This window comes from Streptomyces sp. NPDC006691 (assembly GCF_042869955.1).
Lineage (GTDB): Bacteria > Actinomycetota > Actinomycetes > Streptomycetales > Streptomycetaceae > Streptomyces.
Window position 1 is genome coordinate 404,239 of record NZ_JBIAGW010000005.1, and the last position, 26,269, is coordinate 430,507.

Below are 26,269 nucleotides of genomic sequence, written 5' to 3' on the forward strand. Positions count from 1 at the left end.
GACCCTTATGAGCCGCTTACGGCCCGTGACCGCCGTGCTGAAACGATCCTTCTTCGCAGGTACGAGGCTCGCCAAGCCCGTTTGGAGCAGCATGCATTCGCCCGTGTCCACCCGAATGGGGCACTCGTGAGGAGCCTCACAGAAAGCCGTTTCGGGCCGCAAATCCGACAGTCGGTGCGTGAAGATCCCTGAGACGACAAGCCCCCGCCACCGCGGCGGGGCGGTCCGGGCGGACGCCGAGTCCTGCCGCCGTTCCGGACGTCTGGTCGACAGGAGTGGACCGGCAGGAGTGGAGGACCCGATTTCTTCGGGGCGGCCGAGCCTTGGCCGTCCCTCGGGGTGAAGCCGTTCGCGCGGCCGGGCATCTTCGCCAGTCCGAACCCGACAGGTCATCCTTCGCAGGCGGTTTGACGAAGGGTTGCGCATGACCGCGCAGACACACGTCCCGTCCCTGACGGTCCGGCTCGGCACCGTCTGTGCCCTCACCCTCGCCATCACGGGCGGCACGACGCTGGCTCCGGGCGGCACGTCCGGGGCGAGCGCCGCGGCCGTGGCCTCCCGGGCGCTCCACGTGGCCGCGTCGAAGAAGGGATCGCCCTACCAGTACGGCGCCTCCGGCCCCTCCCGCTTCGACTGCTCGGGGCTCACGCTCTACTCGTTCAAGCAGGCGGGCCGCAAGCTGCCGCGCTCGGCGCAGCAGCAGTACAACAGCTCCCGGCATGTCACCGCGTCCGCCCGCAAGGCGGGGGACCTGGTCTTCTTCCACTCCGGAGGCAGCGTCTACCACGTCGGCATCTACGCCGGGAACGGCCGCATCTGGCACTCCCCCAAGACCGGCGCCGTGGTCCGCCTGGAGCGGATCTGGAGCAGCGCCGTCTGGTACGGGCGGGTGGGCTGACGCCCCGTCGGACGGTCCCCGGTGCGCGCCGGGCCCACCGGGGGCTCCCGGGCGCGCCTCGCGGACCTGACGGGCCTGACCGGGCCTCGGGCGGCCCGGGCCGCCTCACGGGCCCGACGGGCCTCGCGGGCCGGCTAGCCGCTCTGGACCGACGCCGTCCACGGCAGGGCGATCCAGACCGTCTTGCCGCCGTCCGCCGTGGGCGCGACCGAGAGCCGGCCGCCGGACTCGGCCGCGAGCCAGCGGATGATCACCATGCCCCGGCCGTTGTCCTGCTGAACGGCCGCGGGCAATCGTTTCGGCCAGCGCGGATGGCTGTCGGTGACGCCGATCCGCAGCTCTTCCTCGCGTTCCAGCCGGATGTCGACGGTGAACGTGGGCGACTGGCCGAAGGTGTGCTGGACCGCGTTGGTGGCGAGCTCCGAGACGATGAGCCGAACCGTGTCGGCGGCCTCGGCGCCGGAGGGCAGGCCCCATTCGGTGAGGACCCCGGCGACATACCGCCGTGCCGCGGAGACCGAGGCGGGGGCGCTCGGCAGAGTGACGGTTGCTTCGAGGTGGTCTGCCATGGCGACGCTGTCCCTTTCCCACCCGGACCGGCAGTTGACTCGTGGCGGAAGAGCGCTCGCGAAGACGACTACGGCCTCGGATTGTGCTTCGCGCCAGAGTGCCACTCATCGTGCCGGTCTCGGGTGCGATCCACCAAGATATGCATATATCTGTCGCTCAAAGCGGTGAACTGTCCGACGGCAGAGCGTATTTGGGCTCACACTTACCCATCGCCGGAGGCGAAGGAGGCCGTCATGGGGCATGGACCGGCGGTGCGCAGACGCAAGCTCGGCGAGGAGCTGCGCAAACTGCGCGATGCCACGGGGCTCACGAGCGGGGCGGCGGCCGCTCTGGTCGGCTGGCACCAGTCGAAGGTGAGCCGGATCGAGACCGGGCGCAGTGGTGTGAAACCGGCGGACGTCACCCGCCTCCTCGACGCGTACGAAGTCGGTGACCCCCAACTCCGTTCACTGCTTGAGGCGTTGGCGGACTCGGCGGGCGGCGGCGGGGCCGACTGGGCGCACGCCTATCGGGGCCTGCTGCCGCCGCAGTACCGCGACTTCATCAGCCTGGAGTCGCAGGCGCGTTCGGCGCGCACTCTGGAAACCTCGGTGGTGCCCGGCCTGTTGCAGACCCCGGCGTACGCGCGGGCGGTGACGCGGGCCGCGCTCCGGGGGCTGCCGCCGGACAAGGTGGACTCGCTCGTGGAGGTGCGGATCGCGCGCCAGGAGGTGCTGCGCGGAGACGCACCGCTGACACTGAGCGCGGTCCTGGACGAGGCGGTGGTGCGCCGGTGGGTGGGCGGCCGGGCCGCCATGCGGGAGCAATTGCGGCATCTGCTCGATATGGCCTCACTGCCGCATGTGCGGTTACAGGTCATTCCGTTCCAGCGCGGCGGCTATGTCGGGCTCACCGGCCCTTTCATTATGTTTTCATTTCCGGCCATTTCTGATCTGGATGTGGTTGTTATCGACCACTTGACGAGTAGCCTCTATCTGGAGCGGAGAGAAGACCTTGAGGCGTACAGTGCCGCGTTCCAGACCGTCCAGGCACTCGCGCTTTCCTCCACGGAATCGTTGGATCTCATCGCCAGGACGGCCCGGGAAGGACCGGGCTAGGTCGGGCGAGTGGGGAGGCATGATGTCCGCACGCCCTGCGCACGTTCCTTCCAGCACATCCCTCACCGGTGCCACCTGGCGGCGCAGCAGCCGCAGCGTGGGCATGAACAACTGTGTCGAGACGGCCCGGCTCAATGGCGAGCTGCTTGCCGTACGCGACTCACAACGGATCGACGGGCCCGCACTGCTCTTCGGCGCACCCGCCTGGCAACGCTTCGTCTCCACCGTCACGCAGCCGAGTTGACGGATCGTCACATCGTGGGCGCGGTCCTCAGGATCGCGCCCACCGCCATGTCGACCTGACTCTCCGTCAGGTCCGCGCGCGCGGTCAGCCGGATCCGCGAGATGCCGTCCGGCACCGAGGGGGGACGGAAGCAGCCCACCACGAGCCCGGCCGCCCGGCAGTCCGCGGCCCAGCCGACCGCGGCCCTGGGCGAGGGGGCCCGCACGGAGACCACCGCGGCGTCGGGGCGTACCGCCTGGTGGCCGGCGGCCGTGATCCTGGTGTGCAGCTCGGCCGCGACGGCACGGGCCCGGTCCGCCAACTCCGGTTCCGTACGCAGCAGTCGAAGGGCCGCGAGCGCGCCGCCCACGGCCGCCGGAGCGAGGCCGGTGTCGAAGATGAAGGTGCGGGCCGCGTTCACCAGGTGACGGATGACCCGGGCCGGGCCGAGCACCGCGCCGCCCTGGCTGCCGAGCGATTTCGACAAGGTGACGGTGGCGACCGCGTCGACGGCGCCCGCGAGCCCGGCCGCGTGCAGCGCGCCGCGGCCCCCCTCGCCGAGCACCCCGAACCCGTGCGCGTCGTCCACGACCAGAGCGGCCCCGAACTCCCGGCAGGCGAAGGCGAGTGGGTGAAGTGGAGCGGCGTCCCCGTCCACCGAGAACACCGAGTCCGTCACGACGAGCCCGGGCCCGCCGTGGGCGTCCAGGGCCTTGCGGACGGCCTCGGGTTCGGCGTGCGGCACCACTTCGGTACGGGCCCGGGCCAGGCGGCAGCCGTCCACGATGGAGGCGTGATTGCCCGCGTCGGACACGATCAGCGAGCCGTGCGGGCCGAGCGCGGTGAGCGCCGCCAGGTTCGCCGCGTACCCGGAGGAGAAGACGAGGGCGGCCTCGAAGCCGCAGAAATCGGCCAGCTCGCGCTCCAGTTCCGCGTGCAGCTCGGTGGTGCCGGTGACCAGGCGCGAGCCGGTGGCGCCCGCGCCCCAGCGGCGGGCCGCCCCGGCCGCGCCCGCGACGACCGCCGGGTGCCGGGTGAGGCCCAGGTAGTCGTTGCCCGCCAGGTCCAGGAGGTCCTGCCCTGCGGCGCGCGGGCGCAGGGTGCGGACCAGACCGGCGCGCTCGCGGCGCTCCGATTCCGCGTCGATCCAGTCGAACGGCGCTCGCGGCATGGTGGAGTCCCTTTTGTAGGCTGCCGACAGACCCTAGCCGCTGCCATGCCCGGGCATGGTGTGGCGATACACACACCTCCAACGGGCTGTGTTGTGGGATCCCTACCTTGGCCGCGGGCGGTGCCGTGCGCGAAGATCGGCGCCATGGACCTGCTGAACACGCTGGTGGACAAGGGGTTGCGGCGCGAACTGCCGACCCGCGAAGAGGCACTCGCCGTACTGGCGACCTCCGACGACGAACTGCTCGATGTGGTGGCCGCGGCCGGCAAGGTGCGCCGCCAGTGGTTCGGCCGTCGGGTGAAGCTGAACTACCTGGTCAACCTGAAGTCGGGCCTGTGCCCCGAGGACTGTTCGTACTGCTCACAGCGGCTCGGCTCCAAGGCCGACATCCTGAAGTACACCTGGCTCAAGCCGGACGAGGCGTCCAAGGCGGCGGCCGCGGGCGTCGCGGGCGGCGCGAAGCGGGTCTGTCTGGTGGCCAGCGGCCGAGGCCCCACGGACCGCGACATCGACCGGGTCTCCGAGACGATCGAGGCGATCAAGGAGCAGAACGAGGGCGTCGAGGTGTGCGCCTGTCTCGGGCTGCTCGCCGACGGCCAGGCCGAGCGGCTGCGGGCGGCCGGCGCGGACGCGTACAACCACAACCTGAACACGTCCGAGGCGACGTACGGGGACATCACCTCCACACACACCTACCAGGACCGCGTGGACACCGTGACCAAGGCGCACGGCGCCGGCCTCTCGGCCTGCTCGGGTCTGATCGCGGGCATGGGCGAGTCCGACGAGGACCTGGTGGACGTGGTCTTCTCGCTGCGCGAGCTCGACCCTGACTCGGTGCCGGTGAACTTCCTGATCCCGTTCGAGGGCACCCCGCTCGCCAAGGAGTGGAACCTCACCCCGCAGCGGTGCCTGCGCATCCTCGCCATGACCCGGTTCGTGTGTCCGGACGTGGAGGTGCGGCTCGCCGGGGGCCGCGAGGTGCATCTGCGTTCGATGCAGCCGCTCGCGCTGCACCTGGTCAACTCGATCTTCCTGGGCGACTACCTGACCAGTGAGGGCCAGGCCGGACAGGCCGACCTCGACATGATCGCGGACGCCGGGTTCGAGGTGGAGGGCGCCGACACCACGACCCTGCCGCGCCATCGCGCCGACGCGCTCGCCGCATCCGCCTGCGGCACGAGCCCCGCGGGCTGCGGCTCGCACGAGGACAGCGCCTGCGGTTCCCACGAAGGCGGCGGCTGCGGCCCCTGCGGCGGCCACGGCGCAGCCGAGGTGCCCGAGCAGGTGCCCGCCGACCAGGCGCGCACGGACCTGGTGGCGGTGCGTCGCCGGGGCGCCGGAACGGACCTCGCGCCCAATGTCTGAGCACTCCCCCGCGGAACTGCTCGACCTGGACCGCCGGCACGTCTGGCATCCGTACGGCCCGATGCCCAACCGCCAGGAGCAGCTGCTGGTCGAGTCGGCGTCGGGCGTACGGCTCCGGCTCGCCGAACCGGCCTACGGGCAGCGCGAGTTGATCGACGGCATGGCGTCCTGGTGGTCGGCCGTGCACGGCTACAACCATCCGGTGCTCAACGCGGCGGTGCGCGGCCAGCTGGACCGGATGAGCCACGTCATGTTCGGCGGCCTCACCCATGAGCCCGCCGTCCGGCTCGCCGCGCGGCTCGTGGAGATCACCCCCGAGCCGCTCCAGCACGTCTTCCTGAGCGACTCGGGGTCGGTCTCGGTCGAAGTCGCCGTGAAGATGTGCCTCCAGTACTGGCGCTCGGTCGGACAGCCGCGCAAACAGCGCCTGCTCACCTGGCGCGGCGGCTACCACGGGGACACCTGGCAGCCGATGTCGGTGTGCGACCCCGAGGGCGGGATGCACGAGCTGTGGCAGGGCGCGCTGCCCCGACAGGTCTTCGTGGACGCTCCTCCGGCCGAGTTCGACGAGGCGTACGCGCGGGAGCTGCGCGAGGCCGTCGCGCGCCACGCCGACGAGGTGGCCGCGGTGATCGTGGAACCGGTGGTGCAGGGCGCGGGCGGAATGCGCTTCCACGCACCGGAGTACCTGCGGGTGCTGCGCGAGGCGTGCGACGCGTACGGCGTGCTGCTCGTGTTCGACGAGATCGCCTCCGGCTTCGGCCGCACGGGGGCGTTGTTCGCCGCGGACCACGCGGGCGTCTCGCCGGATGTGATGTGCGTCGGCAAGGCACTGACCGGCGGCTATCTGTCCATGGCGGCGACGCTGTGCACCACCCGGGTCGCCGAGGGCATCTCCTCGGGCGAGGTCCCGGTCCTCGCGCACGGGCCGACGTTCATGGGCAATCCGCTGGCCGCCGCGGTGGCGCTCGCCTCGATCGACCTGCTGCTCGGCCAGGACTGGCGGGGCGAGGTCAAGCGCATCGAGGCCGGTCTGCTCGACGGGCTCGGCGCGGCCCGGACGATCGAGGGTGTACGGGATGTGCGGGTGCTCGGCGCGATCGGCGTGGTCCAGCTGGACCACGAGGTCGATGTGCAGGCGGCGACCGCGGCGGCCGTGCGCGAGGGCGTGTGGCTGCGCCCGTTCCGGGACCTGATTTACACGATGCCGCCCTATGTGACGGGCGAGGACGATCTGGCGCGCGTCTGCCGCGCGGTGTGCGCGGCGGCGCGGGAGGGCTGAGATGACGATTCTGGTGGTGAGCGGTACGGGCACCGAGATCGGCAAGACGATCACCACGGCGGCCGTCGCCGCCCTGGCACTCGCCGGCGGCCGTTCGGTGGCCGTCCTGAAACCGGCCCAGACGGGGGTCGCGCCGGGCGAACCCGGCGATGTCGCGGAGGTGCGGCGGCTCGCGGGCGAGGCGGTGACCGGGGCCGAACTGGCCCGGTTCCCCGAGCCGTTGGCGCCCAACACCTCGGCCCGCCGGGCGGGCATGACCCCCGTCGGGCCCGAGGAGGTCGCCGAGGCGGCGGCCAAGCTGGCCACCGAGCACGACCTGGTCCTGGTCGAGGGCGCGGGCGGTCTGCTGGTCCGCTTCGACGACGAGGGCGGCACCCTCGCGGACGCGGCCCGGCTGCTCGGTGCCCCCGTTCTGGTGGTGACGCCCGCCGGACTGGGCACACTCAACTCGACGGCCCTGACCGGCGAGGCCCTGCGGGCCCGGGACATCGAGTTCGCCGGGGTCGTCGTGGGCAGCTGGCCTGCCGAACCGGACCTGGCCTCGCGGTGCAACCTCGTGGACCTTCCGGAGTCGGCCGGCGCGCCCTTGCTCGGCACCGTGCCCGAGGGCGCCGGACGGCTGGCGCCCGCCGACTTCCGTACCCGAGCGGCCGGTTGGCTCGCCCCGGCGCTCGGCGGCGTTTGGAGTATCTGATGGCTGTGTTACGGGCCCGCCTCGGGCAGCTCGTCGTGGACTGCGCCGACCCGGGGCGGCTCGCCCGCTTCTGGGCCGGGCTGCTCGGCGGGCGCACCGTGGCGCGGGACGCGTCGTGGGCGTACGTCGATCCGCCGGGCGCGCCTCGCCTCGCCTTCCAGCGGGTGCCGGAGGCGAAGGCCGCCAAGAACCGGCTGCATCTGGACCTCGCGGTCGAGGACGTGCGCCGGGCACGGGCGGCGGCCGTTCGGCGGGGGGCGACGCCGGTGGGCGCAGCGGTGACCGATGCCCAGGGGTCCTTCCAGGTGATGTGCGACCCCGAGGGCAACGAGTTCTGCTTCGTGGCGGGCGCCGACGGGTGAGCGGGCCGGGCGCGGGGACAATCCCGGTGGGGCCCGTCCGACGGTGCTTTCCGGCAGGCGGGCCCCGACCGTCCGGGGCGCGGGCCCCGACCGGCTGCCCAGGCTCAGGAGGTCCGACATGGCGCAGCGCACCAAGATCGCCCCGGATGCCGTGCACCACCCCGTCTTCGCCCGCTTCTACGCGCGCTACAGCGAGGCGGTCGATCTGCGGGCCGGGATCTCGGCGTACCGCCGCGAACTGCTCGGCGGGCTCTCGGGGCGCGTCATCGAGATCGGGGCCGGGAACGGGCTCAACTTCGCGCACTATCCGGCGGCGGTCTCCGAGGTGGTGGCGCTCGAACCGGAGCGCACGCTAAGGCAGTTGGCGGTCCGCGCGGCGCTGCGGGCCGAGGTCCCGGTGGACGTGGTACCCGGCTCCGCGGAGGCCCTCCCGGTCAAGAGCGAGGCCTTCGACGCGGCGGTCGCCTCGCTCGTGCTGTGCTCGGTACGGGATCTCCCGAGGGCGCTCGGCGAGATCCGGCGGGTGCTGCGTCCGGGCGGCGAGCTGCGGTTCTTCGAGCACGGCCGGGCCGAGGGCCGGGCGCTCGCGGCGGTGCAGCGGGGCCTGGACCGCACGGTGTGGCCGAGGCTGTTCGGCGGTTGCCACACCGCGCGCGACCCGCTGGGCGCGATCGCGGCGGCGGGCTTCGAGATCGTGGACCACCGCCGTCTACGGGTGCCCGAGGAGGGCATCGCGATGCCCTCCTCCCCCTGTGTGCTGGGGACGGCCCGGCGCCCACCGCTCGGCCCGGGCGAATGAGCCCTACGCTCCCCCGTGGCTCTACTCCCTTGTCCGGCACGGGAATGGAGCGCTGTCCGGCAAGGGAATGGAGCGCGACCCCGACGCCCTGCCCGGGAGGCGGCCCTGTCCATACCCGCGACGGCACACGCGTACTGCACGGATCCCCCGGCGCGATTCGCCGCACGGGCGCGCGGGCTCACCAAGGCGTACGGCAGCGGTGAGACCACGGTCCGCGCCCTGGACTCGGTCGACGTGGACATCGCCCGGGGCGTGTTCACCGCGGTGATGGGCCGTTCGGGGCTCGGGCCAATCGACTCTGGTGCACTGTCTGGCCGGGCTCGACACCGTTTCGGCAGGGCGGGTCCGGGTCGGGGACACCGAGATCACGGGTCTCAAGGACCGGGAGCTGACGCGGCTGCGGCGGGACCGGATCGGCTTCATGTTCCAGTCGTTCAACCTGCTGCCCACGCTCACCGCCGCCGAGAACATCACCCTCCCCTGGACATCGCGGGCCGCTCCCCGGACCGCGCGTGGGTGGACCGGGCCATCGACACCCTGGGGTTTGCGCGACCGGCTCGGGCACCGCCCGGCTCGGCTGTCCGGGGGCCAGCGGCAACGGGTCGCGTCTGCCAGGGCGCTCGCCTCGCGGCCCGAGCTGATCTTCACCGACGAGCCGACCGCCAACCTGGACTCGCGGGCCGGCGCCGAGGTCCTGTCGTTCCTGCGGGAGGCGGTGGACGCGCTCGGCCGGACGGTGGTGATGGTGACGCACGACCCGGGCGCCGCGGGCCGCGCCGACCGGGTGCTCTTCCTGGCGGACGGCCGGATCGTGGACCGGATGGACCGGCCGACCTCCGCGAGCGTCCTGGAGCGGCTGCGGCTCTTCGCCGCCCCGCACGCCACGACGGTTCGCCCCGCGCCGGAGAACGGTGCTGGGATGTGCTGGACGGTGAACTGGCCGGCACGGTGATCGCCGGGTTCGACGGGTCGCCAACCTTCAGCTCAGAACACTGGCCTACGCCTGACCCGGACCTCTTTATGCGACAACGCGCATAGTCGCGTTCCTGCATGGACGACCCACCCGTCCCGCTCGTACCGTCGACCCGACCGGCCCGCAGGGGCCCGTGCAAGGGGGTTCGAAGCGCCATGGCACGTGAGGAACTGACCCGGCTGACAGGCAACGGGAACGGCGAGTGCGGACAGGGAGACTGTCCGAACGTCTACCGCACCAAGCGAGGCACGTTCGTCGTCCAGGGCGACACGTCCGCAGCCTTCGACCCGCCGACCGGCGAGGGGCTCGTAGAGATCCCCGAGGAGACACTCAGGGAGGCGTTCCGTGCTCTTGGATGGTGAGGAGTGGGCGGCCAAGTTCAAGACCTTCCAGCGGGAGGCCTGGCGCCTTGAGACCCTGCCCCAGTACCTCGTACCGCAGGAAGCGGAAGAGTTCGCAGCGTTCAAGGCAGGGGCCCGTTTCCCCGGGCCGTACGAAGATTCCTGGATCGCGATGGTGCGGACGCGGAACGTGGGACGCGTGCACATCGTCCGGCAGCCGCTGAGCGACTATCTGAGGTTCGAGTTCGAGCGCTACTACCAGCACCAGGCTCCAGCCGGTGAAGACATCCGGATTCTCGACGTGACCGACCGGCTGAACCCTTTGCCGGAAGACGTCGGTGACTTCTGGATTTTCGACCACGCCACCGTGGTCTTGATGCACTACCAGCCGGACGGCAAGCAGATCAGCCGGGAACTGTACGAGGGCGATCCCGGCCCGTTCGTCGAGTACCAGCGCATCGCGCTTGCCGAATCGGTGCCGTTCAGGGAGTACGTGAACGGTGGCCATCGAGCCTGAGCAGCTGGACCAGTCGGGCCGCGAGCTTGCGGCCATGCTCAGACACCTGCGGAAGCAAGCCGGGCTCTCAGGGGTCCGGCTTGCCACACGTTGCAATATGAGCCAATCAAAGATCAGCCGTATTGAGGGCAATAGAAGCCGCCCCTCGCTACTGGACGTAGAACAGCTCCTCAGGGGCCTTGGAGCATCCCCTGCCATGGCCGCTGAGGTGATGGCCCTCGCGCGGATAGCTCAAACCGAGTGGCAGGACGGAAGGACGCTCCGCAGGAAAGGACTGGACAAGAAACAGGCACAGCTAGCCGGGCTCGAAGCATCTTCCACCGTGTTTCGGTACTTCCTGCTGTCCATGGTTACCGGCCTTTTGGCGACGCCTGAGTACGTACGCGCGAGCCTTTCAAGCGCACCGCCAGAGCAGCACGCCAAAGCGGTAGCAATGAAGCTGGACCGGCAACGGGTTCTCTTCGACCGGTCGAAGCACTTCACGTTTCTCCTCACGGAACAAGCAGTGCGCTACCCACTCATCCCGCCCGATGAGCTGGCGATGCAGATCGACCGTCTGGTCTCACTGAGTCGCCGGCCGAACATCCGGCTGGGCGTGATCCCCATGGGCACTCACCTGGGCCCCGGCGCATTGAACACCTTCACGGTCTACGACGATGCCCTGGCGACGGCAGAACTGGACCTAGGCGCAATCGTGTTCCGCGACAGCCGAGACATCCAAGAACTCATCCGCCGGTTCACCGGATACGAGGAGCGAGCCCTGTTCGGGAACTCAGCGAGAGAGCAATTGACGGCATGGGCCGAACGCTGCCGCCGATGATTTCTAGTCCAACACGTGCATGAATGTGGGGAGTTGTCGCGATTCGGACGACACTGGTCAGGTATCAAGGACGCTGCCGAAGAGGAGATGCCATGACCACACCTGCCAAGTACCCACAGCCGCCCGTGGAACTGGTCGGGGCGGTAGAAGCATTTCTGTACGACTGCACCCCCGCCGAAGGCTGCGGAGTGTGCAAGGCGCTCATCGCCGAGCTGGAAGAGGCCAGGAAGGCCGAGAAGTGGAGTGCGGCGTACGACGCTGCGGCGGAGGTGCGCAACCACCCGCACGTGAAGGGGGCCGTCGATGATGAACACGCAGGACTGGGACGAGGCGTGGGATCATGCGCAGGACGCGACGGACGCGCTCAGAGTGGCCCTGAGTGACATGGGGGCCGGGGCATCTCAGATCATGCACCTCCGTCCGATGGTGACCCGCAGAGGGACGACCTGGGTGGACGTGGGGCAGTTGCCCGCCGATCTGGCCGCGAAGCTGGCAGATGTGATCAGGGCGGAGACCACGGCCGCCGTTACCGGCCGAGAGCACGTCTCGTGACCGAGGACGTCACGTCTGCACCAAGTGAGTTGAGCCCGGATGAGACGTTGACCGCTCTGTACCTGCTCGCGCTCAGCATCGCGCGGCAGAACCGTTCGGTCATCACTACCGGTGCCCGAGGGTTGGGCCCCTACGCATTCATGGCCGAGGCCCGCCGAATGGGCGCTGTCCAGTCGCAACCGCCGAAGGAGCACACGATGGAATCCCGTACGGAGCCGTTCGAGTTCATCAGCCTGTGAGCCTGTGCCGACCACGCACTCAGAACAACTGCCCCGAGATCGCGACGAACGTGCCCGGCGTTATCGCGTTCCGGGACAGCGGCGCCCCTGACGACGTGGTGACCATGACCAAGGAGTCATGGGCCGACTTCTTCGCTGCCATCAAGGCCGGCGGGTACGACGACATCGCCTGAAGGGTCCCCCACTCGGTGCCCCACCTGTGGAACGGAGTGCACCCCCGACCCGGACACAGGATGGACCTACTGCCTGCCGTGCGGGGAACCTGTCGCCCCACCTCGACCCGATCCATGTCCAGGGCCGGAACCCTGGAAGTGGAAGGGAACTCAGACACTCAGATGCCCTACCGGCCACGAGAGCACTGACGCCGTGGACAACGAGATGCCCGAGGCCCGCGAGCCCGGCCGAGCGTAGCGTCCTTGTGCCTCACGCCATCCACTCCAGTGGCGCAGGTGGATACCCGCAACCGGAGTACCGTCACGTGAGGGCATCAGATTCGACGGCCGGCGCTGCCATCCGTACCGGCTCGCCGCCCATCCCGGCCGGCGCCGCAACGGCATCGGCCAGGCCTTCCTCGTGGCCGCCGGGCGGATGCGATGGTGCTGGTACGCAACGAGCTCGCGCGGCATGCCTGGGCGGCCGCGGGATACAAGGTCGAGGAGCAGTGGCGACGCTGGGTGAAGCCGCCGGCCTGAGCGGTCGGCCCCAGCCGTACTTTGCCAGTGCTTTACCATGGGTGGACCCCCACCCGTCGACTGAAAGGTGTGAGCGTCCGCCCATGGGCGAGCCTCCCAGTACCAGTACCGCCGCGCGACACCGCGCGCACCGCCTCCCGCTGCCCGATCATGGGACGGAGGTGACCCGATGACCGAAGTGCTCCTGCTCCTGGCGGCCGTACTGCTCTCGCTGGTGTGCGCGGTCTTCGTGGCGGCCGAATTCTCCCTCACCACCGCCGAGCGCAGCGACCTGGAACGGGCCGTCGAGCGCGGTGAACGCGGCGCCTCCAGTGCCCTCAAGGCCGTACGCAGCCTCACCTTCCAGCTGTCCGGCGCCCAGCTCGGCATCACCGTCACCGGGCTCGTCATCGGCATGATCGCCAAGCCGTCGATCGCCAAGCTGCTCACCGGTCCGCTCGAAGCGATCGGCCTGTCCGGCGCGACCGCGAGCTCGGTGGCCCTGGTGCTCGGCATGGTGCTCTCCACCGTGTTCCTGATGGTCGTCGGTGAGCTGGTCCCCAAGAACTGGGCCATCTCCTCGCCGGTCGCCGTCGCCAAGGTCGTCTCGGCCCCGCAGCGCGCCTTCAGCGCGGCCTTCCGCCCGCTGATCAGTCACCTCAACACCTCGGCCAACCACCTCGTGCGCCGCTTCGGCCTGGAGCCCGCCGAGGAGCTGGCCTCCGCGCGCAGCCCCCAGGAGCTGGTCGCCCTCGCCCGCCACTCCGCCAAGGAGGGCGCCCTGGAGGCGGACACCGCGGAGCTGTTCGTACGCACGCTCAGCCTCGCGGAACTCAACGCCGAGAACGTGATGACGCCCCGCGTGCAGGTCACCGCGCTCGATATCCAGGCCACCGCCGAGGATGTCGCGAACGCGACCCGCGCCACCGGCCTGTCCCGCTTCCCCGTCTACCGGGGCAGCCTCGACTCGGTCGTCGGCATCGCGCACATCAAGGACGTCCTGGCCGTGCCGGCCGAACGCCGGCGGCTGCACCCGGTGACCGCGCTGCTGCGCGAACCGCTGCTCGTCCCCGAGACGCTCACCGTGGACCGGCTCCTGGACCAGCTGTACGGCAAGCGCACCATGGCCGTCGTCATCGACGAGTACGGCGGCACCGCGGGCGTCGTGACGCTTGAGGACATCGTGGAGGAGGTCGTCGGCGAGGTGCGCGACGAGCACGACCCGCACGAGACCCCCGACCTCGCGCCCGCGGGCCAGGACGCCGACGGCCGCACCCTGTACTCCGCGGACGGCGCCGCCCGCGACGACCAGCTCGCCGTGATCGGCCTGCGCGTCCCGGACGGCCCCTACGAGACCCTCGCCGGTCTGGTGGCGACCGAGCTCGGCCGGATCCCGCGGGTCGGCGACCGGGTGGAGCTGGCCGGCTGGCGCATGGACGTGGTCGACGCCGCCGGGCGGCGCGCGGCCCGCGTGCTGCTGCACGCGCCGCTGCACACCGAGGACGACGAGGAGGCCGGCCGATGACCGTGATCCAGATCCTGATCGGCCTGGCCACCCTGGTCGTCAACGCCTTCTTCGTCGGGGCCGAGTTCGCGCTGATCTCGGTGCGCCGCAGCCAGATCGAACCGCTCGCCGAGGACGGCAACCGCCGTGCCCGCAGCGTCATCTGGGGCCTGGAACACGTCTCGGCCCTGATGGCCGCGGCGCAGCTCGGCATCACCTTGTGCACCCTGGTGCTCGGTGTGGTCGCCGAACCCGCCATCGCGCACCTGGTGGCGCCGGTCTTCGAGGCGGTGGGCGTACCGGACGGGCTCATCCACCCGGTGTCGTTCGTGATCGCCCTGGCGGTCGCGACCTATCTGCACATGCTGCTCGGCGAGATGGTGCCGAAGAACATCGCACTCGCCGAGCCCGCGCGCACCGCGCTGCTGCTCGGGCCGCCGCTCGTGACCCTCGCGCGAGCCCTGCGCCCGGTGATCTTCGCGATCAACGCCTTCGCCAACGCCATCCTGAAGCTGCTCAAGGTGGACGCCAAGGACCATGTGGCGGCGACCTTCTCCGACGACGAGCTGGCCCGTCTGGTGACGGACGCGGGCGACGCGGGACTGCTCGACGACCGGGCGGCCGAGCGCCTGCACGACGCCCTGGAACTGGGGCGCCGGCCGGTGCGGGACGTCGTGGTACCGCTGGACGAGGTGGTACGCGCCGCGGTCGGCACCACGCCGGAGGAGCTGGAGCGGCTCGCCGCGAGCTCCGGGTTCTCGCGCTTCCCGGTCGTCGACGAGGACAGCCGCATCCTGGGCTATCTGCACGTCAAGGACGCCCTGGACGCGACGCCCCGGGAGGTGGCGTTCCCCGTCGCCGCGCTGCGGCCGATCGCCCGGGTCCGCGCGGCCAGCCCGCTGGACGACGTGCTGACCGCGATGCGGCGCAGCCGTACGCACCTGGCGGCCGTGCTCGACGAGGACGGCAAGCTGGCCGGTCTGGTCACCATGGAGGACGTGCTGCGCGAGCTGGTGGGGCGCCCGCCCGCGACCGCTGCCTGAGCGACGCCGCGCCGCCGCCCCGCCACCGCGTTCTCCCGCTACTTGGAGGCTTTGGCGGGACGGGCCGGGTTCGTGGTCTCGGTGAGACCCGGGCCCGGCTGGCCCAGCTGCGAGGAGCCGACCGCCATCAGCACGGCGAGCAGCGCGGCCATTCCGGCGGTCGCGAACGCGGCCGTCCAGTGGACGTCGAGCAGATTCGTCGCGCCGGCCGTCAGCACGGCGGCGAGCGCCTGGGCGAAGGTGCGGATCGCACGCTCGGCGGTGGCCTTCCAGAAGGCCGCGGTGAACAACATCGCACGCTCGCTCTCTCACCGGCCGTCGTACCGGCCGGGATCGTAAAACTTGATGTGTTCCTGGCATACCGCGTAATCGGCCGCACCGACAGGGCCTGACCGGCCTCTTTGGGATCACGGTCCCGGCCAGGGCTCCGACCGCCCCGAGCCGACCGGCTACCGCGCGGTAGGATCGCTCCCGCCATGGAGATGAATGCCTCATACACCAGCTTTGCCGCGATCGGGGACTCCTTCACGGAGGGCATGTCCGACCGGCTTCCCGACGGGTCCTACCGCGGCTGGGCCGATGTGCTCGCCACCCGTCTCGCGCACCGGGCCCCCGGCTTCCGCTACGCGAACCTCGCGGTGCGCGGCAAGCTCATCGGGCAGATCGTCGAGGAGCAGGTGGCCGCGGCGGCCGCGCTGCGCCCGGACGTCATCACCCTGGTCGGCGGCCTCAACGACACCCTGCGCCCCAAGTGCGACATGAACCGGGTGCGCGGACTCCTGACGGAGGCGGTCGAGCAGCTCGCCCCGTCGTGCAAGCAGCTGGTCCTGATGCGCAGCCCGGGCCGCAACGGACCGGTCCTCGACCGCTTCCGGCCGCGCATGGAGGAACTCTTCGCGCACGTCGACGAACTCGCCGAGCGGCACGGGGCGTTGGTGGTCGACCTCTACGGCGCTCCGGCGCTGGCCGAGCAGCACATGTGGGACTTCGACCGGCTGCATCTGACGGCGGAGGGCCATCGCAGGGTGGCCGAGGCCGTCTGGCAGACGCTGGGCCTGGACGCCGAGGACGACTGGCGATCGCCGCTGCCGCCGCCCGCCCGCCCCGGCTGGGCCGCGAGCCGCAGCGCCGATCTGCGCTTCGCGCGCCAGCACCTGGGGCCGTGGATCGGACGCCGCCTCACCGGCCGCTCCACCGGGGACGGCCGCCACGGCGCGCACTACAGCCCCGCCGAGGGCCGGGCGTTCTTTGTCACCCCGGCCGAGGGCGGGCCGGTGGGGCCGGTGTCGGAGTGGGTGCGGGTCGACGACCGGGGGCAGGCCGACGACTGAGGCTGCGCTGCCCGAGAGCCCGCGCCGCCGGATGATCCGTCAGCTCGGGCCCGCAGCAAGGAAGTTGAGCGCCCCAGGGGCGCCTCAGGGCACCGCGGCCGTCATCCCACGACGTCCCGCTCCGGAACCCGGGCGCCGACGAAGCGTGCGTCACGGCGGACGCGGAAGCCGAGGGACTCGTACAGCCTGATGGCGCCGGTGTTGGCGGCCGCAGTGTGCAGGAACGGCGTCTCGCCGCGCTCCCGGATGCCGGCCGCGACCGCGCGGATCAGGCGGGTGCCCAGGCCCTGGCCGCGGAATGCCTCGTCCGTACAGACCGCGCTGATCTCGGTCCAGCCCGGCGGGCGCAGCCGCTCCCCCGCCATCGCGATCAGCCGGCCTTCGCGCCGGATGCCCAGGTATGTGCCGAGCTCCACCGTGCGGGGCAGGAACGGGCCGGGCCGGGTGCGCTCCACGAGGGCCAGCATCTCGGGGACATCGGCCGCGCCGAGCGGGACCGCCTCGTCGTCGTGGCGCGCGTCGAGCGACTCGTCGACGAGCTGCACGCCGGGCACATCGAAGGTGATCTCCCAGCTCTCGGGCAGCACGGCTCGCACTCCGGGCAGCGCCACCTCGGCGCCGGGGCCGACGAGAGCCGCGAGGTCCGCCCAGTCGGCGGCGTCCGGCTCCACGGGCAGCCCGAGCCAGGGCGAGACGTCGGTCTCGTACCGCAGCACCCTGCCGCGCCCCTCGGCGAACCGTGCGTGCGGACCGGTCAGCGCGGCGTAGGCGGGGTTGTCCAGGGGGTGCGCCGGAATCTCGGTGCGGACGGACGCGTGGGGCATGGTCTCCTCGCTCGGTGTTCGGAATCTCGGCATGGGGCGGTGCGCGGACCGGGATGTGCGCTCTCCCCAGCCATGCGCACCCCTAGAGGAAAGATCCGGGGCGGCTCGCGCATTCCCGTGCGGTCGGATGGGAGGCGAATCGAGGTCGCGGCCGAGCCGGATCGCGGTCGGATCAGAGCCGGATCGAGGCCGGATCGAGCGGGATCGAGCGGGATCGCGGTCGGATCGTTCACGCAGCCGACACGGACCCGAGCGCTCACCGGGTGATCGTTCTTGGCATGCTGTGCACATGTCGTCCTCCTCGCTCACCGACCTCGTCGACGAACTCCTCGCCGGTTCCGGCCCGCTGCCGATCGTCTCCGCCGGAGCCCCCGTTCTGCGGCGTCCCACCGAGCCGCTCGACGGCCGGCTCGACGCCAGGCGCCTGGACCGGCTGATCGAGGCGATGCGCGAGACGATGCGTGCCGCACCGGGCGTCGGCCTAGCGGCACCACAGGTGGGTCTGCCGCTCCGGCTCGCCGTCATCGAGGACCCGGCGGCGGTCTCCGAGGAGATCCGGCAGGTCAGGGGCCGGGTGCCACAGCCCTTCCGGGTCCTGGTCAACCCGTCGTACGAGCCCGCGGGGAGCGGCCGGGCGGCATTCTTCGAGGGCTGCCTGAGCGTGCCGGGCTGGGGCGCGGTCGTCGCCCGGCACGAGAGCGTGCGGCTGCGCGCTCTCGACGAGCGGGGCCGCACGGTGGACGAGGTGTTCACGGGCTGGCCGGCCCGTATCGTCCAGCACGAGACGGACCACCTCGACGGCGTGCTGTACCTGGACCGGGCGGAGCTGCGCTCGCTGTCCTCGCGAGAGGCGATGGTGGAGCGCTGGGCCCAGCCCACTCCGGCCGCCGCAGCCGAGGCCCTCGGCTTCGAACTGGGCACCGGCACCGAGGCGTGAGCCCGGCCGTCACCGGGAGCCGATGACCTGTCGCACTCCGTGCGCGGCACCCCCTCTCGTAGCAAGGCACAAACCGGGGTGGGGCGCTGGCCTGCAGAAATCGCCAGTAGACTCTGGACCCGTGACTGCTGTGTCTGCGAAGCCTCGCATCCCGAACGTCCTGGCCGGCCGCTACGCCTCCGCGGAGCTCGCCGTCCTCTGGTCCCCCGAGCAGAAGGTCAAGCTGGAGCGCCGGCTGTGGCTCGCCGTGCTGCGTGCCCAGAAGGACCTGGGGATCGAGGTGCCCGAGGCAGCGCTCACCGACTACGAGCGCGTCGTCGACCAGGTCGACCTCGCCTCCATCGCCGAGCGCGAGAAGGTCACCCGCCACGATGTGAAGGCCCGCATCGAGGAGTTCAACGCGCTCGCGGGGCACGAGCAGGTCCACAAGGGCATGACCTCGCGCGACCTGACCGAGAACGTCGAACAGCTCCAGATCCGGCTCTCCCTCGAACTGATGCGGGACCGTACGGTCGCGGTCCTGGCCCGCCTCGGCAAGCTGTCCGGCGAGTACGCCGAGCTGGTCATGGCCGGGCGCTCGCACAACGTGGCCGCGCAGGCCACGACGCTGGGCAAGCGCTTCGCGACCGCTGCCGACGAGCTGCTCGTGGCGTACGGCCGCCTGGAGGACCTGCTCGCCCGCTACCCGCTGCGCGGGATCAAGGGCCCGGTCGGCACCGCCCAGGACATGCTGGACCTCCTCGGGGGCGACGCCTCGAAGCTGGCCGATCTGGAGCAGCGCATCGCGGGCCACCTCGGCTTCGCCCACGCCTTCACCTCCGTCGGTCAGGTCTACCCGCGCTCGCTCGACTACGACGTGGTCACCGCGCTCGTACAGCTGGCCGCTGCGCCGTCCTCGGTCGCCAAGACGATCCGCCTGATGGCCGGGCACGAGCTGGTCACCGAGGGCTTCAAGCCGGGCCAGGTCGGCTCGTCCGCGATGCCGCACAAGATGAACACCCGCTCCTGCGAGCGCGTGAACGGCCTGATGGTGATCCTGCGTGGCTATGCCTCGATGACCGGCGAGCTGGCGGGCGACCAGTGGAACGAGGGGGACGTCTCCTGCTCGGTGGTCCGCCGGGTCGCGCTGCCCGACGCGTTCTTCGCCTTCGACGGCCTGCTCGAAACGTTCCTGACGGTGCTCGACGAGTTCGGCGCGTTCCCGGCCGTCGTCGCCCGTGAACTGGACCGCTACCTGCCGTTCCTGGCGACGACGAAGGTCCTCATGGCCGCCGTCCGTGCCGGAGTCGGCCGGGAGGCCGCGCACGAGGTCATCAAGGAGCACGCGGTGGCCTCCGCCCTCGCCATGCGCGAGCAGGGCGCCGAGCGCAACGAACTCCTCGACAAGCTGGCCGCCGACGAGCGCATGCCGCTCGACCGGGCCCAGCTGGACGCGCTCATGGCCGACAAGCTGTCCTTCACCGGTGCGGCCGGCGACCAGGTGGGCACCGTGGTCTCCCGCATCGAGGAGATCGTCAAGCAGCACCCCGCTGCGGCCGGTTACGCGCCCGGCTCGATCCTCTGAGCCTGCCCCCGTGCTGACTCCCGAGGAACTCCAGGCCGCTCGCGACACCGTCATCCCCGACGTGATCGCGGGCGGTCTGTCCGTCCTGTTCTGCGGCATCAACCCGGGCCTCATGTCGGGTGCCACGGGCCACCACTTCGCCCGCCCCGGCAACCGCTTCTGGCCGGTGCTGCATCTGTCCGGCTTCACCCCGAGGCAGTTGAAGCCCGCCGAGCAGAACGAACTCCTCTCCTATGGACTCGGCATCACCAATGTGGTGGCCCGCGCCACCGCGCGGGCCGACGAGATCGACGCCGAGGAGTTCCGCGAGGGCGGACGCCTCCTCACGGCGAAGGTAGAGCGGCTGCGACCCCAATGGCTCGCCGTCGTGGGTGTGACCGCCTACCGGACGGCCTTCGGCGACCGCAAGGCCAGGATCGGACCGCAGGAACACACGATCGGCACGACCAGGGTGTGGGCGCTGCCCAACCCCAGCGGCCTCAACGCCCATTGGACCGCCCAGACCATGGCCGAGGAGTACGCCCGGCTGCGCCTCGCGGCGCAGGGCGACCCGGTCTAGGCCTGCCCCGGATACGAGCGCGGGGGCGGAACCCTTGCGGTAGTGGGGAGTTGGACCCCGATGCGCGGAGTGGCGCGGGTGGCCGAGGCCGTCCTGAATCGTGGCCGAGGCCGTCCTGAATCGAGGACGGCGGCCCCGGCCAGGGCGGGGGCGCCGTGGCCCCCCGGCCAGGACGGGTCGACCTCCGCACCACGGTCTGCCGGTCTCCTCGCTACGGCGGGTCGATCCCCGCATCACGGTCTGCCGGTCTCCTCGCTACGGCGGGTCGATCTCCGTCACCGTGACGCTGAGGTCCCAGCCCGGGCCCTCCGCCTCCAGATCGAGGCCGATCGCGATCCAGCGGCCATCCATCCGCCACAGGTGCAGGAAGTCGAACCCGACGGCGAACTCGGCCCAGGGCTCCGGTATCGACTCTCCGGCGACCAGCCGGGCCTGGGCGCTCCAGAGACTTATCCACTGCGGCTCCTCCCAGCGTCGGGTGAGCTCCGCCACCAGGGCATCGTGATCGACGACGCACTGGGCTCGCTTTTCGAGGCGTTCCGTCAGGTCCTCCCATTCCTCTTCGTCCGCGCTCAGGCATGAGCAGTGATATCCCGGCCCGCTCACACCCGAGCCGCTTCGGCTGCGCTCCGCGGGGAACTCCCGGGAGCGCAACCAGTCGATGTGCTGGAGATACAGGGCGGTGGTCATGCCGTCAGTAAACCGCCGGGCACTGACAATTGGCGTGCCGTCAGCCTCTGTTGCGACGCCATTCGGTCAGGCGTCGCGCCGCCGCAGTGCCCACCAGCCCGCGCCCACCGCGAGCGCCGTCCACGCCACGAGAACCGTCGTCCCGCTCCACGCCCCGAGCGCCCCCGCGGGGTGCTGGAGCAGGATCTGCTGTCCTGCCCGATCGGGCAGGAAGTCGGCCGCGCCACCACCCTGCGACATGTCTCCCACCACGAACGGCAGTATCAGGAACAGCGGCACGAGCACGCTGAGGGCGCCGGTGACGCTGCGCAGCACGGCGGCGACCCCCGCGGCCAGCAGGCTGATCAGAGCCAGGTAGCAGCCGCAGCCGACCACCGCGCGCAGCGCTCCCGGAGCGGAGATGCCTACGCCGAAACCGTGGTCCATCAAGGCTTGGCCCCCGAGGAAACTGATCAGGCTCGCCACAAGACCGACCGCGAGAACGGATCCGCCGAGCGTCGCGAGCTTGGCCGCGTAGAACAGCGTCCTGTTGGGCACGGCCGCCAGGGATATCCGGATGCCGTCGTTCTTGTATTCCCCTCCCATCGCGATGACGCCGAAGACGATCGCGGCCAACTGTCCGAAGTTCAGGCCGTAGTAGGAGAAGAGCACCGGGTCGAAGTCCGTACTGCCGGCCGTCGGGCGGCCGAGGGTGCCGCAGATGAGGAGGGACAGGCCCGCCGTCGCCAAGGGCACCGCCAGCAGGGTGCCCACCAGGGAGCGCAGCGAGCGTATTTTGATCCACTCGGTGTGAAGGGCCGCGGGGAAGGACACGGTTCAGGCCTCCTGGTTCGAGGTCGGGACGGCGGACACGTACTCCGCGTCGTCTGCGGTCAGGTCGAGGTAGGCCTGCTCCAATGTGGCCTCCTCCTGGGCGAGTTCGAGGACCGGGATGCCCTCGCGGGCGGCGATCGCGCCGATGTCCTCGACGCGCGCGCCCTCCACCGTCCAGCGCCCGTCCTCCCGCTGCACGGGGTCGAAGCCCCTGCCGAGCAGAAGGCTCCGAAGGCGGCCCCCCTCCGTGGTGCGCAGCCGGACCCTGGACCTGATGCGGGAGTCGATGAAATCGCGCATCGCGGTGTCGGCGAGGAGCCGGCCGCGGCCGAGGACGACCAAGTGGTCGGCGAAGGTCGCGGTCTCATGCATGAGATGGCTGGAGACGAGCACCGTCCTGCCCTCGCGGGCCAGTGCGCGCATCAACTCCCTTGTCCAGACGATCCCTTCGGGATCCAGGCCGTTGGACGGCTCGTCCAGGATGACGGTGGCCGGGTCACCGAGCAGGGCGGCCGCTATGCCGAGCCGCTGGCGCATTCCGAGGGAGAACGTCTTGATACGGCGCCCCGCGACCGCCGCGAGCCCCGCTTCCTCAAGCACCTCGTCCACGCGCCGCACCGGTATGCGGTTGCTCGCCGCGAGGGCGCGCAGATGGGCGCGGGCGGTACGCGAGCCGTGCGCGGCCTGAGCATCGAGCAGCGCCCCCACTTCACACAGCGGCTCCGCCAGGTCCGCGTACCGGCGGCCGCCGATCAGCGCGGTGCCGGACGTCGGCCGGTCGAGGCCGAGCAGAATGCGCAGCGTGGTGGACTTTCCCGCACCGTTGGGGCCGAGGAAGCCGGTTACCCGGCCGGGCTCGACCGCGAACGTGAGCCGGTCCACCGCCCGGGTGGAGCCGTACTCCTTGCGGAGGTCTTGGACGTCGATCCGTGTCATGCCCCAAGCGTGGCCGCCCGCGCAGGTCGGGCACCTCCCCCGACGGAGGGGAACGGCTCCCCCGTACGGGGGAGCCGCGACGTGGATCACGCTGGGACGATGGGCGAATGCGCCGCTTCCTCCGCCTGCTGGCCCGCCCGGTCACCTACACACGATGGCTGCACCTGCTCATTCCCACCGCGTTCGTGGCCATTTGGCTCTTCATCGACATGGATCACGCGTGGGTCGTCGGGCTGCTCGTCGTGCCGCTCGGGCTGATACCCGCGGTGCGGCTCGAAGAGGGCATTCAGGCGCAGCTACTGCTCACCCCCCGCGAGCGCGGCAGGCCCGACGCCTCGATCGCGGTCGCGCCGTCGGCCACCTGGCGCGACCGCTGGCGGACCGTGCTCTGGCTGGAGGCACGGCTCGTCCTGTCCGCCGTCACCATGGTGGGGACCGTCTGGCTCCCGGCCATGTCCGTGGACCTCGTCGCGCGTGGCCTGGGCGGCCCTCCGGTCGTCTACGGATGGATGGCACCCTGGCTGCCGGCCCACGTCTGGCTCATACCGTTCGCCCTGGTGCCGGTCGCGGTCATGCTGCTCTGTCTGGTGCCGGCCGGACGCCTCATCACCTTCATCGCCCGCACGCTGCTCGGGCCGTCGGCCTCCGAGCGGCTCACCGCGCTGGAGGAGCGGACCGAGCTGCTGCTGGAGCGCAACCGCATCGCCCGCGAGATCCACGACTCCATCGGCCACGCGCTGACCGTCGCGGTGGTGCAGGCGGGTGCGGCGCGTGCGGCCGGGGACGCGGCCTTCACCGACCGGGCCCTCGCCGCGATCGAGGAGACGGGGCGGGCCGCTCTGGAGGATCTGGAGCGGGTGCTGCTCGTGCTGCGCGAGACAGGGCTTCCGGCCAGCCAGCGCCCCACGCTCCTGGAGGCCGATCGGCTCATCGACTCGGCCCGTGGCTCGGGTGCCGAGGTGGAGGCGGAGTTCACCGGCCCTCTCGAACTGGTCCCCGGACCGGTGTCGCGGGAGGGGTACCGCATCCTCCAGGAGGCGCTCACCAATGTTCTGCGGCATTCGGGGCCGGTGCCCGTGCGGATCCGCATGGCCGTGCTCGGCAAGCGACTTGAGATGGACGTGACCAATCCGCTGACCGGAGTGCCACCGGGTGGAAAGGGCGGCAGCGGTCTACGGGGGATGCGGGAGCGGGCCGCGCTGCTCGGAGGGGAGGCGGAGACGGGGGCGTACGAGGGCGAGTGGCGTGTGCGGGTGCGGCTGCCCCTGGACACCCTGATCTGACCCGGGGCCGACCACCCGGTCCCGGGCGGTTTCGGGACCGGGTGGTCGGCCCCGGGCCGTCTCGGAACCGGCCCCGGTTCCGGCCCCGGTTCCGGCCCCGGTTCCGGCCCCGGCCTCGCTCTGCACCTGTCCACAGTTGTCGCCCCGTTCGCGGTGGTCCCGGTCCGGGTACGGGTTGTCCACAGGCCGTCCGGCCGCTTCCGGGGCAGCCACTAGGCTGGCCGAATGCCGGTAACCGTACTTCTGGTCGACGACGAGCCCCTGGTCCGCGCGGGTCTGCGGGCCGTGCTTGAGGCCCAGCCCGACATCGAGGTGGTGGGAGAAGCGGCCGATGGCGCGGCGGTGATCCCCCTGGTGCGGCAACTGCGGCCGGATGTGGTCGCGATGGATGTACGGATGCCGCTCCTGGACGGCATAGAGGCGACACGAGCGGTGCTGCGCACGGTCGACGACCCGCCGAAGATCCTGGTCGTGACGACCTTCGAGAACGACGAGTACGTGTACGAGGCGCTGCGTGCCGGGGCCGACGGGTTTCTGCTCAAGCGCGCCCGGCCGGCCGAGATCGTCCACGCGGTGCGGCTGGTGGCGGAGGGCGACTCGCTCCTGTTCCCGGCCGCGGTGCGCGCGCTCGCCTCCGAGTACGGCAAGGGTTCCCCACGGACCGCCCTGGCGGAGGCGGCACTCACCGAGCGGGAGGCCGCGGTCCTCCGCTTGATGGCCCGCGGGCTCTCCAACGCGGAGATCGCCGGCCGGCTGATCGTCGGTACGGAGACGGTGAAGACCCATGTCAGCGCGGTGCTCCAGAAGTTGGGCGCCCGGGATCGCACTCAGGCGGTCATCGCCGCGTACGAGTCCGGATTCGTGGCCCCGAGCTGATGCGCCTCCGTTACCGGCCGCCGCTCGCCGTACACCTGACCAGCGAGTACGATCCGGCAGACACGCGCACGAGCTGGGAGGACACACGTTGGGGCGGCTGACCGGCGGGGACCCCTCTCTGCTGCGGAGGATCAATTCCGCGGTGGTGCTGCACGCCCTCAGAGGTGCGGAATCTCCCACGCTGACTGATTTGACCCGGATCACCGGTCTGTCCCGGCCCACGGTCGAGGGCGTCGTCGACGGCCTGATGGAGGCGGGGCTCGTCGTCGAGTCCGCGCCCGAGGAGGGCGAGGCCCGGCGTCAGGGACGGCCCGCGCGGCGCTTCCGGTTCCGCGCCGAGGCCGGGCATCTGCTCGGCATAGAGATCGGCCCGCACCGGGTTGCCGCGCTGCTCTCCGGCCTGGACGGCCGGATCTTCGGCGCGGGTTCGCGCGAGGTCCCCGAGACCGCTTCGGCCGACGAGCGGCTTGAGCGGGTCCGGATGACCGTGGCCGATGTGCTGCGCCGGGCCGGGGTGGCGCGCAGTTCGCTGCGCGCGGTCGGCGTCGGCAGCCCCGGGATCGTCGAGGCCGACGGCACCGTGCGGCTTGGCACCGCGCTGCCCGACTGGACGGGGCTTCCGCTCGGCGAGCGGCTGCGGCGTTCCTTCCGCTGCCCGGTCCTGGTCGAGAACGACGCCAACGCCGCGGCCGTGGCCGAACACTGGAAGGGCGCGGCGGCCGATTCCGACGACATCGTCTTCGTGATGGCCGGACTGAGCCCCGGCGCGGGCTCGCTGATCGGTGGCCGGCTGCACCGCGGCTTCGGCGGGGCGGCGGGTGAGATCGGCGCGCTGCATCTGCTCGGCCGCGATGTCACCCCGGAGAAGCTGCTCTCGACGACGGGCGAGCCGTTGCATCCGCTGGACGAGCAGGCCGTCGCCGATGTGTTCGCACTGGCCCGGCAGGGCGACGAGCGGGCGCAGGCGGCGGTGGAGCGATTCCTTCAGCGGCTGGTGCACGATGTGGCCGCTCTCGTGCTCGCCCTCGACCCGGAGCTGGTCGTCGTGGGCGGTTGGGCGGCCGGGATCGACGGCGTACTGGAGCCGCTGCGCAGGGAGTTGGCGCGTTACTGTCTGCGCCCGCCCCGCGTGGTGCTCTCCCTGCTGGGCGAGGCGGCCGTGGCGACGGGCGCGCTGCGGCTCGCCCTGGACCATGTCGAGGAAGAGCTGTTCGCCGTCGAGGGAACGGTGACGGCCCGGCGCTGAGCCGCCCCGCGTACGAGCCCACGACGTCCGGGGCTCCGTCACCGTGCGTCGGCCCGCCGCTCCTCGGGAGCCGCGGGCCGTACCGTTTC

At 71.4% G+C, this 26,269-nt stretch carries 31 protein-coding genes, 2 pseudogenes and 1 riboswitch; of the genes and pseudogenes, 26 read left to right on the forward strand and 7 right to left on the reverse strand.

The genetic code is table 11. The annotated features are described in order from the left end of the window. The first annotated feature begins 224 nt into the window (after window positions 1-224). A riboswitch (cyclic di-AMP (ydaO/yuaA leader) is annotated at window positions 225-420 on the forward strand. Window positions 421-424: 4 nt separating this feature from the next. Further along, on the forward strand, window positions 425-898 hold the full coding sequence (locus tag ACFYNP_RS15095) for a C40 family peptidase (protein ID WP_388785695.1): 474 nt from the start codon (window positions 425-427) through the stop codon (window positions 896-898). 134 nt (window positions 899-1,032) lie between these two features. On the opposite strand, the gene ACFYNP_RS15100 is transcribed toward ACFYNP_RS15095, so the two are convergent. Continuing rightward, window positions 1,033-1,467, reverse strand: a complete 435-nt coding sequence (locus ACFYNP_RS15100; protein WP_388785697.1) for an ATP-binding protein — start codon at window positions 1,465-1,467, stop codon at window positions 1,033-1,035. A 234-nt stretch (window positions 1,468-1,701) separates the two neighbouring features. Between ACFYNP_RS15100 and ACFYNP_RS15105 the strand changes: the two genes are divergently transcribed. Together ACFYNP_RS15105 and ACFYNP_RS15110 are read left to right on the forward strand one after the other, a co-directional pair. After that, window positions 1,702-2,565, forward strand: coding sequence for a helix-turn-helix domain-containing protein (locus tag ACFYNP_RS15105; RefSeq protein ID WP_388413126.1), 864 nt, complete (start codon window positions 1,702-1,704; stop codon window positions 2,563-2,565). Window positions 2,566-2,587: 22 nt separating this feature from the next. Next, complete coding sequence (locus ACFYNP_RS15110) at window positions 2,588-2,809, forward strand: DUF397 domain-containing protein (RefSeq protein ID WP_388413124.1); 222 nt, start codon at window positions 2,588-2,590, stop codon at window positions 2,807-2,809. 7 nt (window positions 2,810-2,816) lie between these two features. On the opposite strand, the gene ACFYNP_RS15115 is transcribed toward ACFYNP_RS15110, so the two are convergent. Further along, complete coding sequence (locus tag ACFYNP_RS15115; RefSeq protein WP_388785699.1) at window positions 2,817-3,959, reverse strand: 8-amino-7-oxononanoate synthase; 1,143 nt, start codon at window positions 3,957-3,959, stop codon at window positions 2,817-2,819. A 144-nt stretch (window positions 3,960-4,103) separates the two neighbouring features. Here ACFYNP_RS15115 and bioB point away from each other — a divergent pair, with 144 nt between their 5' ends. The 16 genes and pseudogenes from bioB (at window position 4,104) to ACFYNP_RS15195 (ending at window position 15,121) form a co-directional block, all read left to right on the forward strand. Continuing rightward, a complete protein-coding gene (gene bioB / locus ACFYNP_RS15120) occupies window positions 4,104-5,324 on the forward strand; it encodes a biotin synthase BioB (RefSeq protein WP_388785701.1) in 1,221 nt (406 codons plus the stop codon). Next, complete coding sequence (locus ACFYNP_RS15125) at window positions 5,317-6,606, forward strand: adenosylmethionine--8-amino-7-oxononanoate transaminase (RefSeq protein ID WP_388785703.1); 1,290 nt, start codon at window positions 5,317-5,319, stop codon at window positions 6,604-6,606. Before bioB ends, ACFYNP_RS15125 begins: the two co-directional genes overlap by 8 nt. Window position 6,607: 1 nt before the next feature. Further along, a complete protein-coding gene (gene bioD, locus ACFYNP_RS15130; RefSeq protein WP_388413117.1) occupies window positions 6,608-7,300 on the forward strand; it encodes a dethiobiotin synthase in 693 nt (230 codons plus the stop codon). Beyond that, window positions 7,300-7,662, forward strand: coding sequence for a VOC family protein (locus tag ACFYNP_RS15135; protein WP_388785704.1), 363 nt, complete (start codon window positions 7,300-7,302; stop codon window positions 7,660-7,662). Before bioD ends, ACFYNP_RS15135 begins: the two co-directional genes overlap by 1 nt. A 118-nt stretch (window positions 7,663-7,780) precedes the next feature. After that, on the forward strand, window positions 7,781-8,461 hold the full coding sequence (locus ACFYNP_RS15140) for a class I SAM-dependent methyltransferase (RefSeq protein ID WP_388413113.1): 681 nt from the start codon (window positions 7,781-7,783) through the stop codon (window positions 8,459-8,461). A 301-nt stretch (window positions 8,462-8,762) separates the two neighbouring features. Next, window positions 8,763-9,413 (forward strand): ABC transporter ATP-binding protein, encoded by a 651-nt coding sequence (locus ACFYNP_RS15145; protein ID WP_388785706.1) that lies wholly within the window; start codon window positions 8,763-8,765, stop codon window positions 9,411-9,413. A gap of 176 nt (window positions 9,414-9,589) precedes the next feature. After that, window positions 9,590-9,796 (forward strand): hypothetical protein, encoded by a 207-nt coding sequence (locus ACFYNP_RS15150; RefSeq protein WP_388785708.1) that lies wholly within the window; start codon window positions 9,590-9,592, stop codon window positions 9,794-9,796. Further along, window positions 9,780-10,292, forward strand: a complete 513-nt coding sequence (locus ACFYNP_RS15155) for a DUF6879 family protein (RefSeq protein WP_388785710.1) — start codon at window positions 9,780-9,782, stop codon at window positions 10,290-10,292. The genes ACFYNP_RS15150 and ACFYNP_RS15155 overlap by 17 nt, the downstream gene beginning before the upstream one ends. Before the next feature lie 34 nt (window positions 10,293-10,326). Continuing rightward, a pseudogene (locus ACFYNP_RS15160) lies at window positions 10,327-10,488 on the forward strand (helix-turn-helix domain-containing protein); the annotation flags it as partial. Then, entirely contained in the window at window positions 10,489-11,112 is a 624-nt protein-coding gene (locus ACFYNP_RS15165) for a DUF5753 domain-containing protein (RefSeq protein ID WP_388785815.1), read from the forward strand. Window positions 11,113-11,415: 303 nt separating this feature from the next. Continuing rightward, a complete protein-coding gene (locus ACFYNP_RS15170) occupies window positions 11,416-11,664 on the forward strand; it encodes a hypothetical protein (RefSeq protein WP_388413105.1) in 249 nt (82 codons plus the stop codon). Next, window positions 11,661-11,903: a hypothetical protein gene (locus ACFYNP_RS15175; protein WP_388785712.1), complete on the forward strand. Its 243-nt coding sequence runs from the start codon at window positions 11,661-11,663 to the stop codon at window positions 11,901-11,903. The genes ACFYNP_RS15170 and ACFYNP_RS15175 overlap by 4 nt, the downstream gene beginning before the upstream one ends. A 50-nt stretch (window positions 11,904-11,953) precedes the next feature. Continuing rightward, complete coding sequence (locus tag ACFYNP_RS15180) at window positions 11,954-12,076, forward strand: hypothetical protein (protein ID WP_388785713.1); 123 nt, start codon at window positions 11,954-11,956, stop codon at window positions 12,074-12,076. A gap of 319 nt (window positions 12,077-12,395) precedes the next feature. Beyond that, window positions 12,396-12,595 (forward strand): annotated as a pseudogene (locus ACFYNP_RS15185) (GNAT family N-acetyltransferase); the annotation flags it as partial. Between the two features lie 169 nt (window positions 12,596-12,764). After that, window positions 12,765-14,099, forward strand: a complete 1,335-nt coding sequence (locus ACFYNP_RS15190; RefSeq protein ID WP_388413100.1) for a hemolysin family protein — start codon at window positions 12,765-12,767, stop codon at window positions 14,097-14,099. Further along, window positions 14,096-15,121: a hemolysin family protein gene (locus tag ACFYNP_RS15195; RefSeq protein ID WP_388413099.1), complete on the forward strand. Its 1,026-nt coding sequence runs from the start codon at window positions 14,096-14,098 to the stop codon at window positions 15,119-15,121. Before ACFYNP_RS15190 ends, ACFYNP_RS15195 begins: the two co-directional genes overlap by 4 nt. A 38-nt stretch (window positions 15,122-15,159) precedes the next feature. Here ACFYNP_RS15195 and ACFYNP_RS15200 read toward each other — a convergent pair whose 3' ends face one another. Continuing rightward, window positions 15,160-15,414, reverse strand: coding sequence for a holin (locus tag ACFYNP_RS15200; protein WP_388413097.1), 255 nt, complete (start codon window positions 15,412-15,414; stop codon window positions 15,160-15,162). A gap of 183 nt (window positions 15,415-15,597) precedes the next feature. Here ACFYNP_RS15200 and ACFYNP_RS15205 point away from each other — a divergent pair, with 183 nt between their 5' ends. After that, window positions 15,598-16,452 carry an SGNH/GDSL hydrolase family protein gene (locus tag ACFYNP_RS15205; RefSeq protein WP_388785714.1) on the forward strand — a complete coding sequence of 285 codons (855 nt, stop codon included), beginning with the start codon at window positions 15,598-15,600 and terminating at the stop codon, window positions 16,450-16,452. Window positions 16,453-16,553: 101 nt separating this feature from the next. Here the strand turns inward: ACFYNP_RS15205 and ACFYNP_RS15210 are convergent, their stop codons facing one another. After that, window positions 16,554-17,276 carry a GNAT family N-acetyltransferase gene (locus ACFYNP_RS15210; RefSeq protein ID WP_388413093.1) on the reverse strand — a complete coding sequence of 241 codons (723 nt, stop codon included), beginning with the start codon at window positions 17,274-17,276 and terminating at the stop codon, window positions 16,554-16,556. Between the two features lie 289 nt (window positions 17,277-17,565). On the opposite strand from ACFYNP_RS15210, the gene def reads away from it, so the two are divergent. The 3 genes from def (at window position 17,566) to mug (ending at window position 20,336) form a co-directional block, all read left to right on the forward strand. Beyond that, complete coding sequence (gene def / locus ACFYNP_RS15215; RefSeq protein ID WP_388785715.1) at window positions 17,566-18,213, forward strand: peptide deformylase; 648 nt, start codon at window positions 17,566-17,568, stop codon at window positions 18,211-18,213. 121 nt (window positions 18,214-18,334) lie between these two features. Further along, window positions 18,335-19,777 carry an adenylosuccinate lyase gene (gene purB, locus ACFYNP_RS15220; protein ID WP_388785716.1) on the forward strand — a complete coding sequence of 481 codons (1,443 nt, stop codon included), beginning with the start codon at window positions 18,335-18,337 and terminating at the stop codon, window positions 19,775-19,777. A gap of 13 nt (window positions 19,778-19,790) precedes the next feature. Beyond that, window positions 19,791-20,336 (forward strand): G/U mismatch-specific DNA glycosylase, encoded by a 546-nt coding sequence (gene mug / locus ACFYNP_RS15225; RefSeq protein WP_388785817.1) that lies wholly within the window; start codon window positions 19,791-19,793, stop codon window positions 20,334-20,336. A 255-nt stretch (window positions 20,337-20,591) separates the two neighbouring features. Here mug and ACFYNP_RS15230 read toward each other — a convergent pair whose 3' ends face one another. The 3 genes from ACFYNP_RS15230 to ACFYNP_RS15240 all read right to left on the reverse strand — a co-directional run bounded on the left by ACFYNP_RS15230 (window position 20,592) and on the right by ACFYNP_RS15240 (window position 22,775). Continuing rightward, window positions 20,592-21,026 (reverse strand): hypothetical protein, encoded by a 435-nt coding sequence (locus ACFYNP_RS15230; RefSeq protein WP_100573573.1) that lies wholly within the window; start codon window positions 21,024-21,026, stop codon window positions 20,592-20,594. Between the two features lie 66 nt (window positions 21,027-21,092). After that, complete coding sequence (locus ACFYNP_RS15235) at window positions 21,093-21,839, reverse strand: ABC transporter permease (protein WP_388785718.1); 747 nt, start codon at window positions 21,837-21,839, stop codon at window positions 21,093-21,095. Between the two features lie 3 nt (window positions 21,840-21,842). Next, window positions 21,843-22,775 carry an ATP-binding cassette domain-containing protein gene (locus tag ACFYNP_RS15240; protein WP_388785720.1) on the reverse strand — a complete coding sequence of 311 codons (933 nt, stop codon included), beginning with the start codon at window positions 22,773-22,775 and terminating at the stop codon, window positions 21,843-21,845. A gap of 107 nt (window positions 22,776-22,882) precedes the next feature. On the opposite strand from ACFYNP_RS15240, the gene ACFYNP_RS15245 reads away from it, so the two are divergent. The 3 genes from ACFYNP_RS15245 (at window position 22,883) to ACFYNP_RS15255 (ending at window position 26,180) form a co-directional block, all read left to right on the forward strand. Next, the gene (locus ACFYNP_RS15245; protein WP_388785722.1) at window positions 22,883-24,058 is read left to right on the forward strand and encodes a sensor histidine kinase; all 1,176 of its coding nucleotides are present in this window, start codon (window positions 22,883-22,885) and stop codon (window positions 24,056-24,058) included. Window positions 24,059-24,283: 225 nt separating this feature from the next. Next, window positions 24,284-24,934 carry a response regulator gene (locus tag ACFYNP_RS15250; RefSeq protein ID WP_388413081.1) on the forward strand — a complete coding sequence of 217 codons (651 nt, stop codon included), beginning with the start codon at window positions 24,284-24,286 and terminating at the stop codon, window positions 24,932-24,934. An 88-nt stretch (window positions 24,935-25,022) separates the two neighbouring features. Continuing rightward, the gene (locus tag ACFYNP_RS15255; RefSeq protein ID WP_388785724.1) at window positions 25,023-26,180 is read left to right on the forward strand and encodes an ROK family transcriptional regulator; all 1,158 of its coding nucleotides are present in this window, start codon (window positions 25,023-25,025) and stop codon (window positions 26,178-26,180) included. The last annotated feature ends 89 nt before the right edge of the window (window positions 26,181-26,269 follow it).

Excerpts from the sequence above, each read along its gene's own strand:
- ACFYNP_RS15135 (WP_388785704.1), top strand. The coding sequence starts at position 7,300 with ATGGCTGTGTTACGGGCCCGCCTCGGGCAGCTCGTCGTGGACTGCGCC.
- ACFYNP_RS15195 (WP_388413099.1), top strand. The coding sequence starts at position 14,096 with ATGACCGTGATCCAGATCCTGATCGGCCTGGCCACCCTGGTCGTCAAC.
- ACFYNP_RS15205 (WP_388785714.1), top strand. The coding sequence starts at position 15,598 with ATGGAGATGAATGCCTCATACACCAGCTTTGCCGCGATCGGGGACTCC.
- ACFYNP_RS15105 (WP_388413126.1), top strand. The coding sequence starts at position 1,702 with ATGGGGCATGGACCGGCGGTGCGCAGACGCAAGCTCGGCGAGGAGCTG.
- ACFYNP_RS15210 (WP_388413093.1), bottom strand. The coding sequence starts at position 17,276 with ATGCCCCACGCGTCCGTCCGCACCGAGATTCCGGCGCACCCCCTGGAC.
- ACFYNP_RS15230 (WP_100573573.1), bottom strand. The coding sequence starts at position 21,026 with ATGACCACCGCCCTGTATCTCCAGCACATCGACTGGTTGCGCTCCCGG.
- ACFYNP_RS15110 (WP_388413124.1), top strand. The coding sequence starts at position 2,588 with ATGTCCGCACGCCCTGCGCACGTTCCTTCCAGCACATCCCTCACCGGT.
- ACFYNP_RS15100 (WP_388785697.1), bottom strand. The coding sequence starts at position 1,467 with ATGGCAGACCACCTCGAAGCAACCGTCACTCTGCCGAGCGCCCCCGCC.
- ACFYNP_RS15190 (WP_388413100.1), top strand. The coding sequence starts at position 12,765 with ATGACCGAAGTGCTCCTGCTCCTGGCGGCCGTACTGCTCTCGCTGGTG.
- ACFYNP_RS15125 (WP_388785703.1), top strand. The coding sequence starts at position 5,317 with ATGTCTGAGCACTCCCCCGCGGAACTGCTCGACCTGGACCGCCGGCAC.
- ACFYNP_RS15170 (WP_388413105.1), top strand. The coding sequence starts at position 11,416 with ATGATGAACACGCAGGACTGGGACGAGGCGTGGGATCATGCGCAGGAC.
- bioD (WP_388413117.1), top strand. The coding sequence starts at position 6,608 with ATGACGATTCTGGTGGTGAGCGGTACGGGCACCGAGATCGGCAAGACG.
- ACFYNP_RS15165 (WP_388785815.1), top strand. The coding sequence starts at position 10,489 with ATGGCCGCTGAGGTGATGGCCCTCGCGCGGATAGCTCAAACCGAGTGG.
- ACFYNP_RS15140 (WP_388413113.1), top strand. The coding sequence starts at position 7,781 with ATGGCGCAGCGCACCAAGATCGCCCCGGATGCCGTGCACCACCCCGTC.
- def (WP_388785715.1), top strand. The coding sequence starts at position 17,566 with ATGTCGTCCTCCTCGCTCACCGACCTCGTCGACGAACTCCTCGCCGGT.
- ACFYNP_RS15240 (WP_388785720.1), bottom strand. The coding sequence starts at position 22,775 with ATGACACGGATCGACGTCCAAGACCTCCGCAAGGAGTACGGCTCCACC.
- ACFYNP_RS15200 (WP_388413097.1), bottom strand. The coding sequence starts at position 15,414 with ATGTTGTTCACCGCGGCCTTCTGGAAGGCCACCGCCGAGCGTGCGATC.
- ACFYNP_RS15115 (WP_388785699.1), bottom strand. The coding sequence starts at position 3,959 with ATGCCGCGAGCGCCGTTCGACTGGATCGACGCGGAATCGGAGCGCCGC.
- ACFYNP_RS15245 (WP_388785722.1), top strand. The coding sequence starts at position 22,883 with ATGCGCCGCTTCCTCCGCCTGCTGGCCCGCCCGGTCACCTACACACGA.
- ACFYNP_RS15095 (WP_388785695.1), top strand. The coding sequence starts at position 425 with ATGACCGCGCAGACACACGTCCCGTCCCTGACGGTCCGGCTCGGCACC.
- ACFYNP_RS15150 (WP_388785708.1), top strand. The coding sequence starts at position 9,590 with ATGGCACGTGAGGAACTGACCCGGCTGACAGGCAACGGGAACGGCGAG.
- ACFYNP_RS15250 (WP_388413081.1), top strand. The coding sequence starts at position 24,284 with ATGCCGGTAACCGTACTTCTGGTCGACGACGAGCCCCTGGTCCGCGCG.
- bioB (WP_388785701.1), top strand. The coding sequence starts at position 4,104 with ATGGACCTGCTGAACACGCTGGTGGACAAGGGGTTGCGGCGCGAACTG.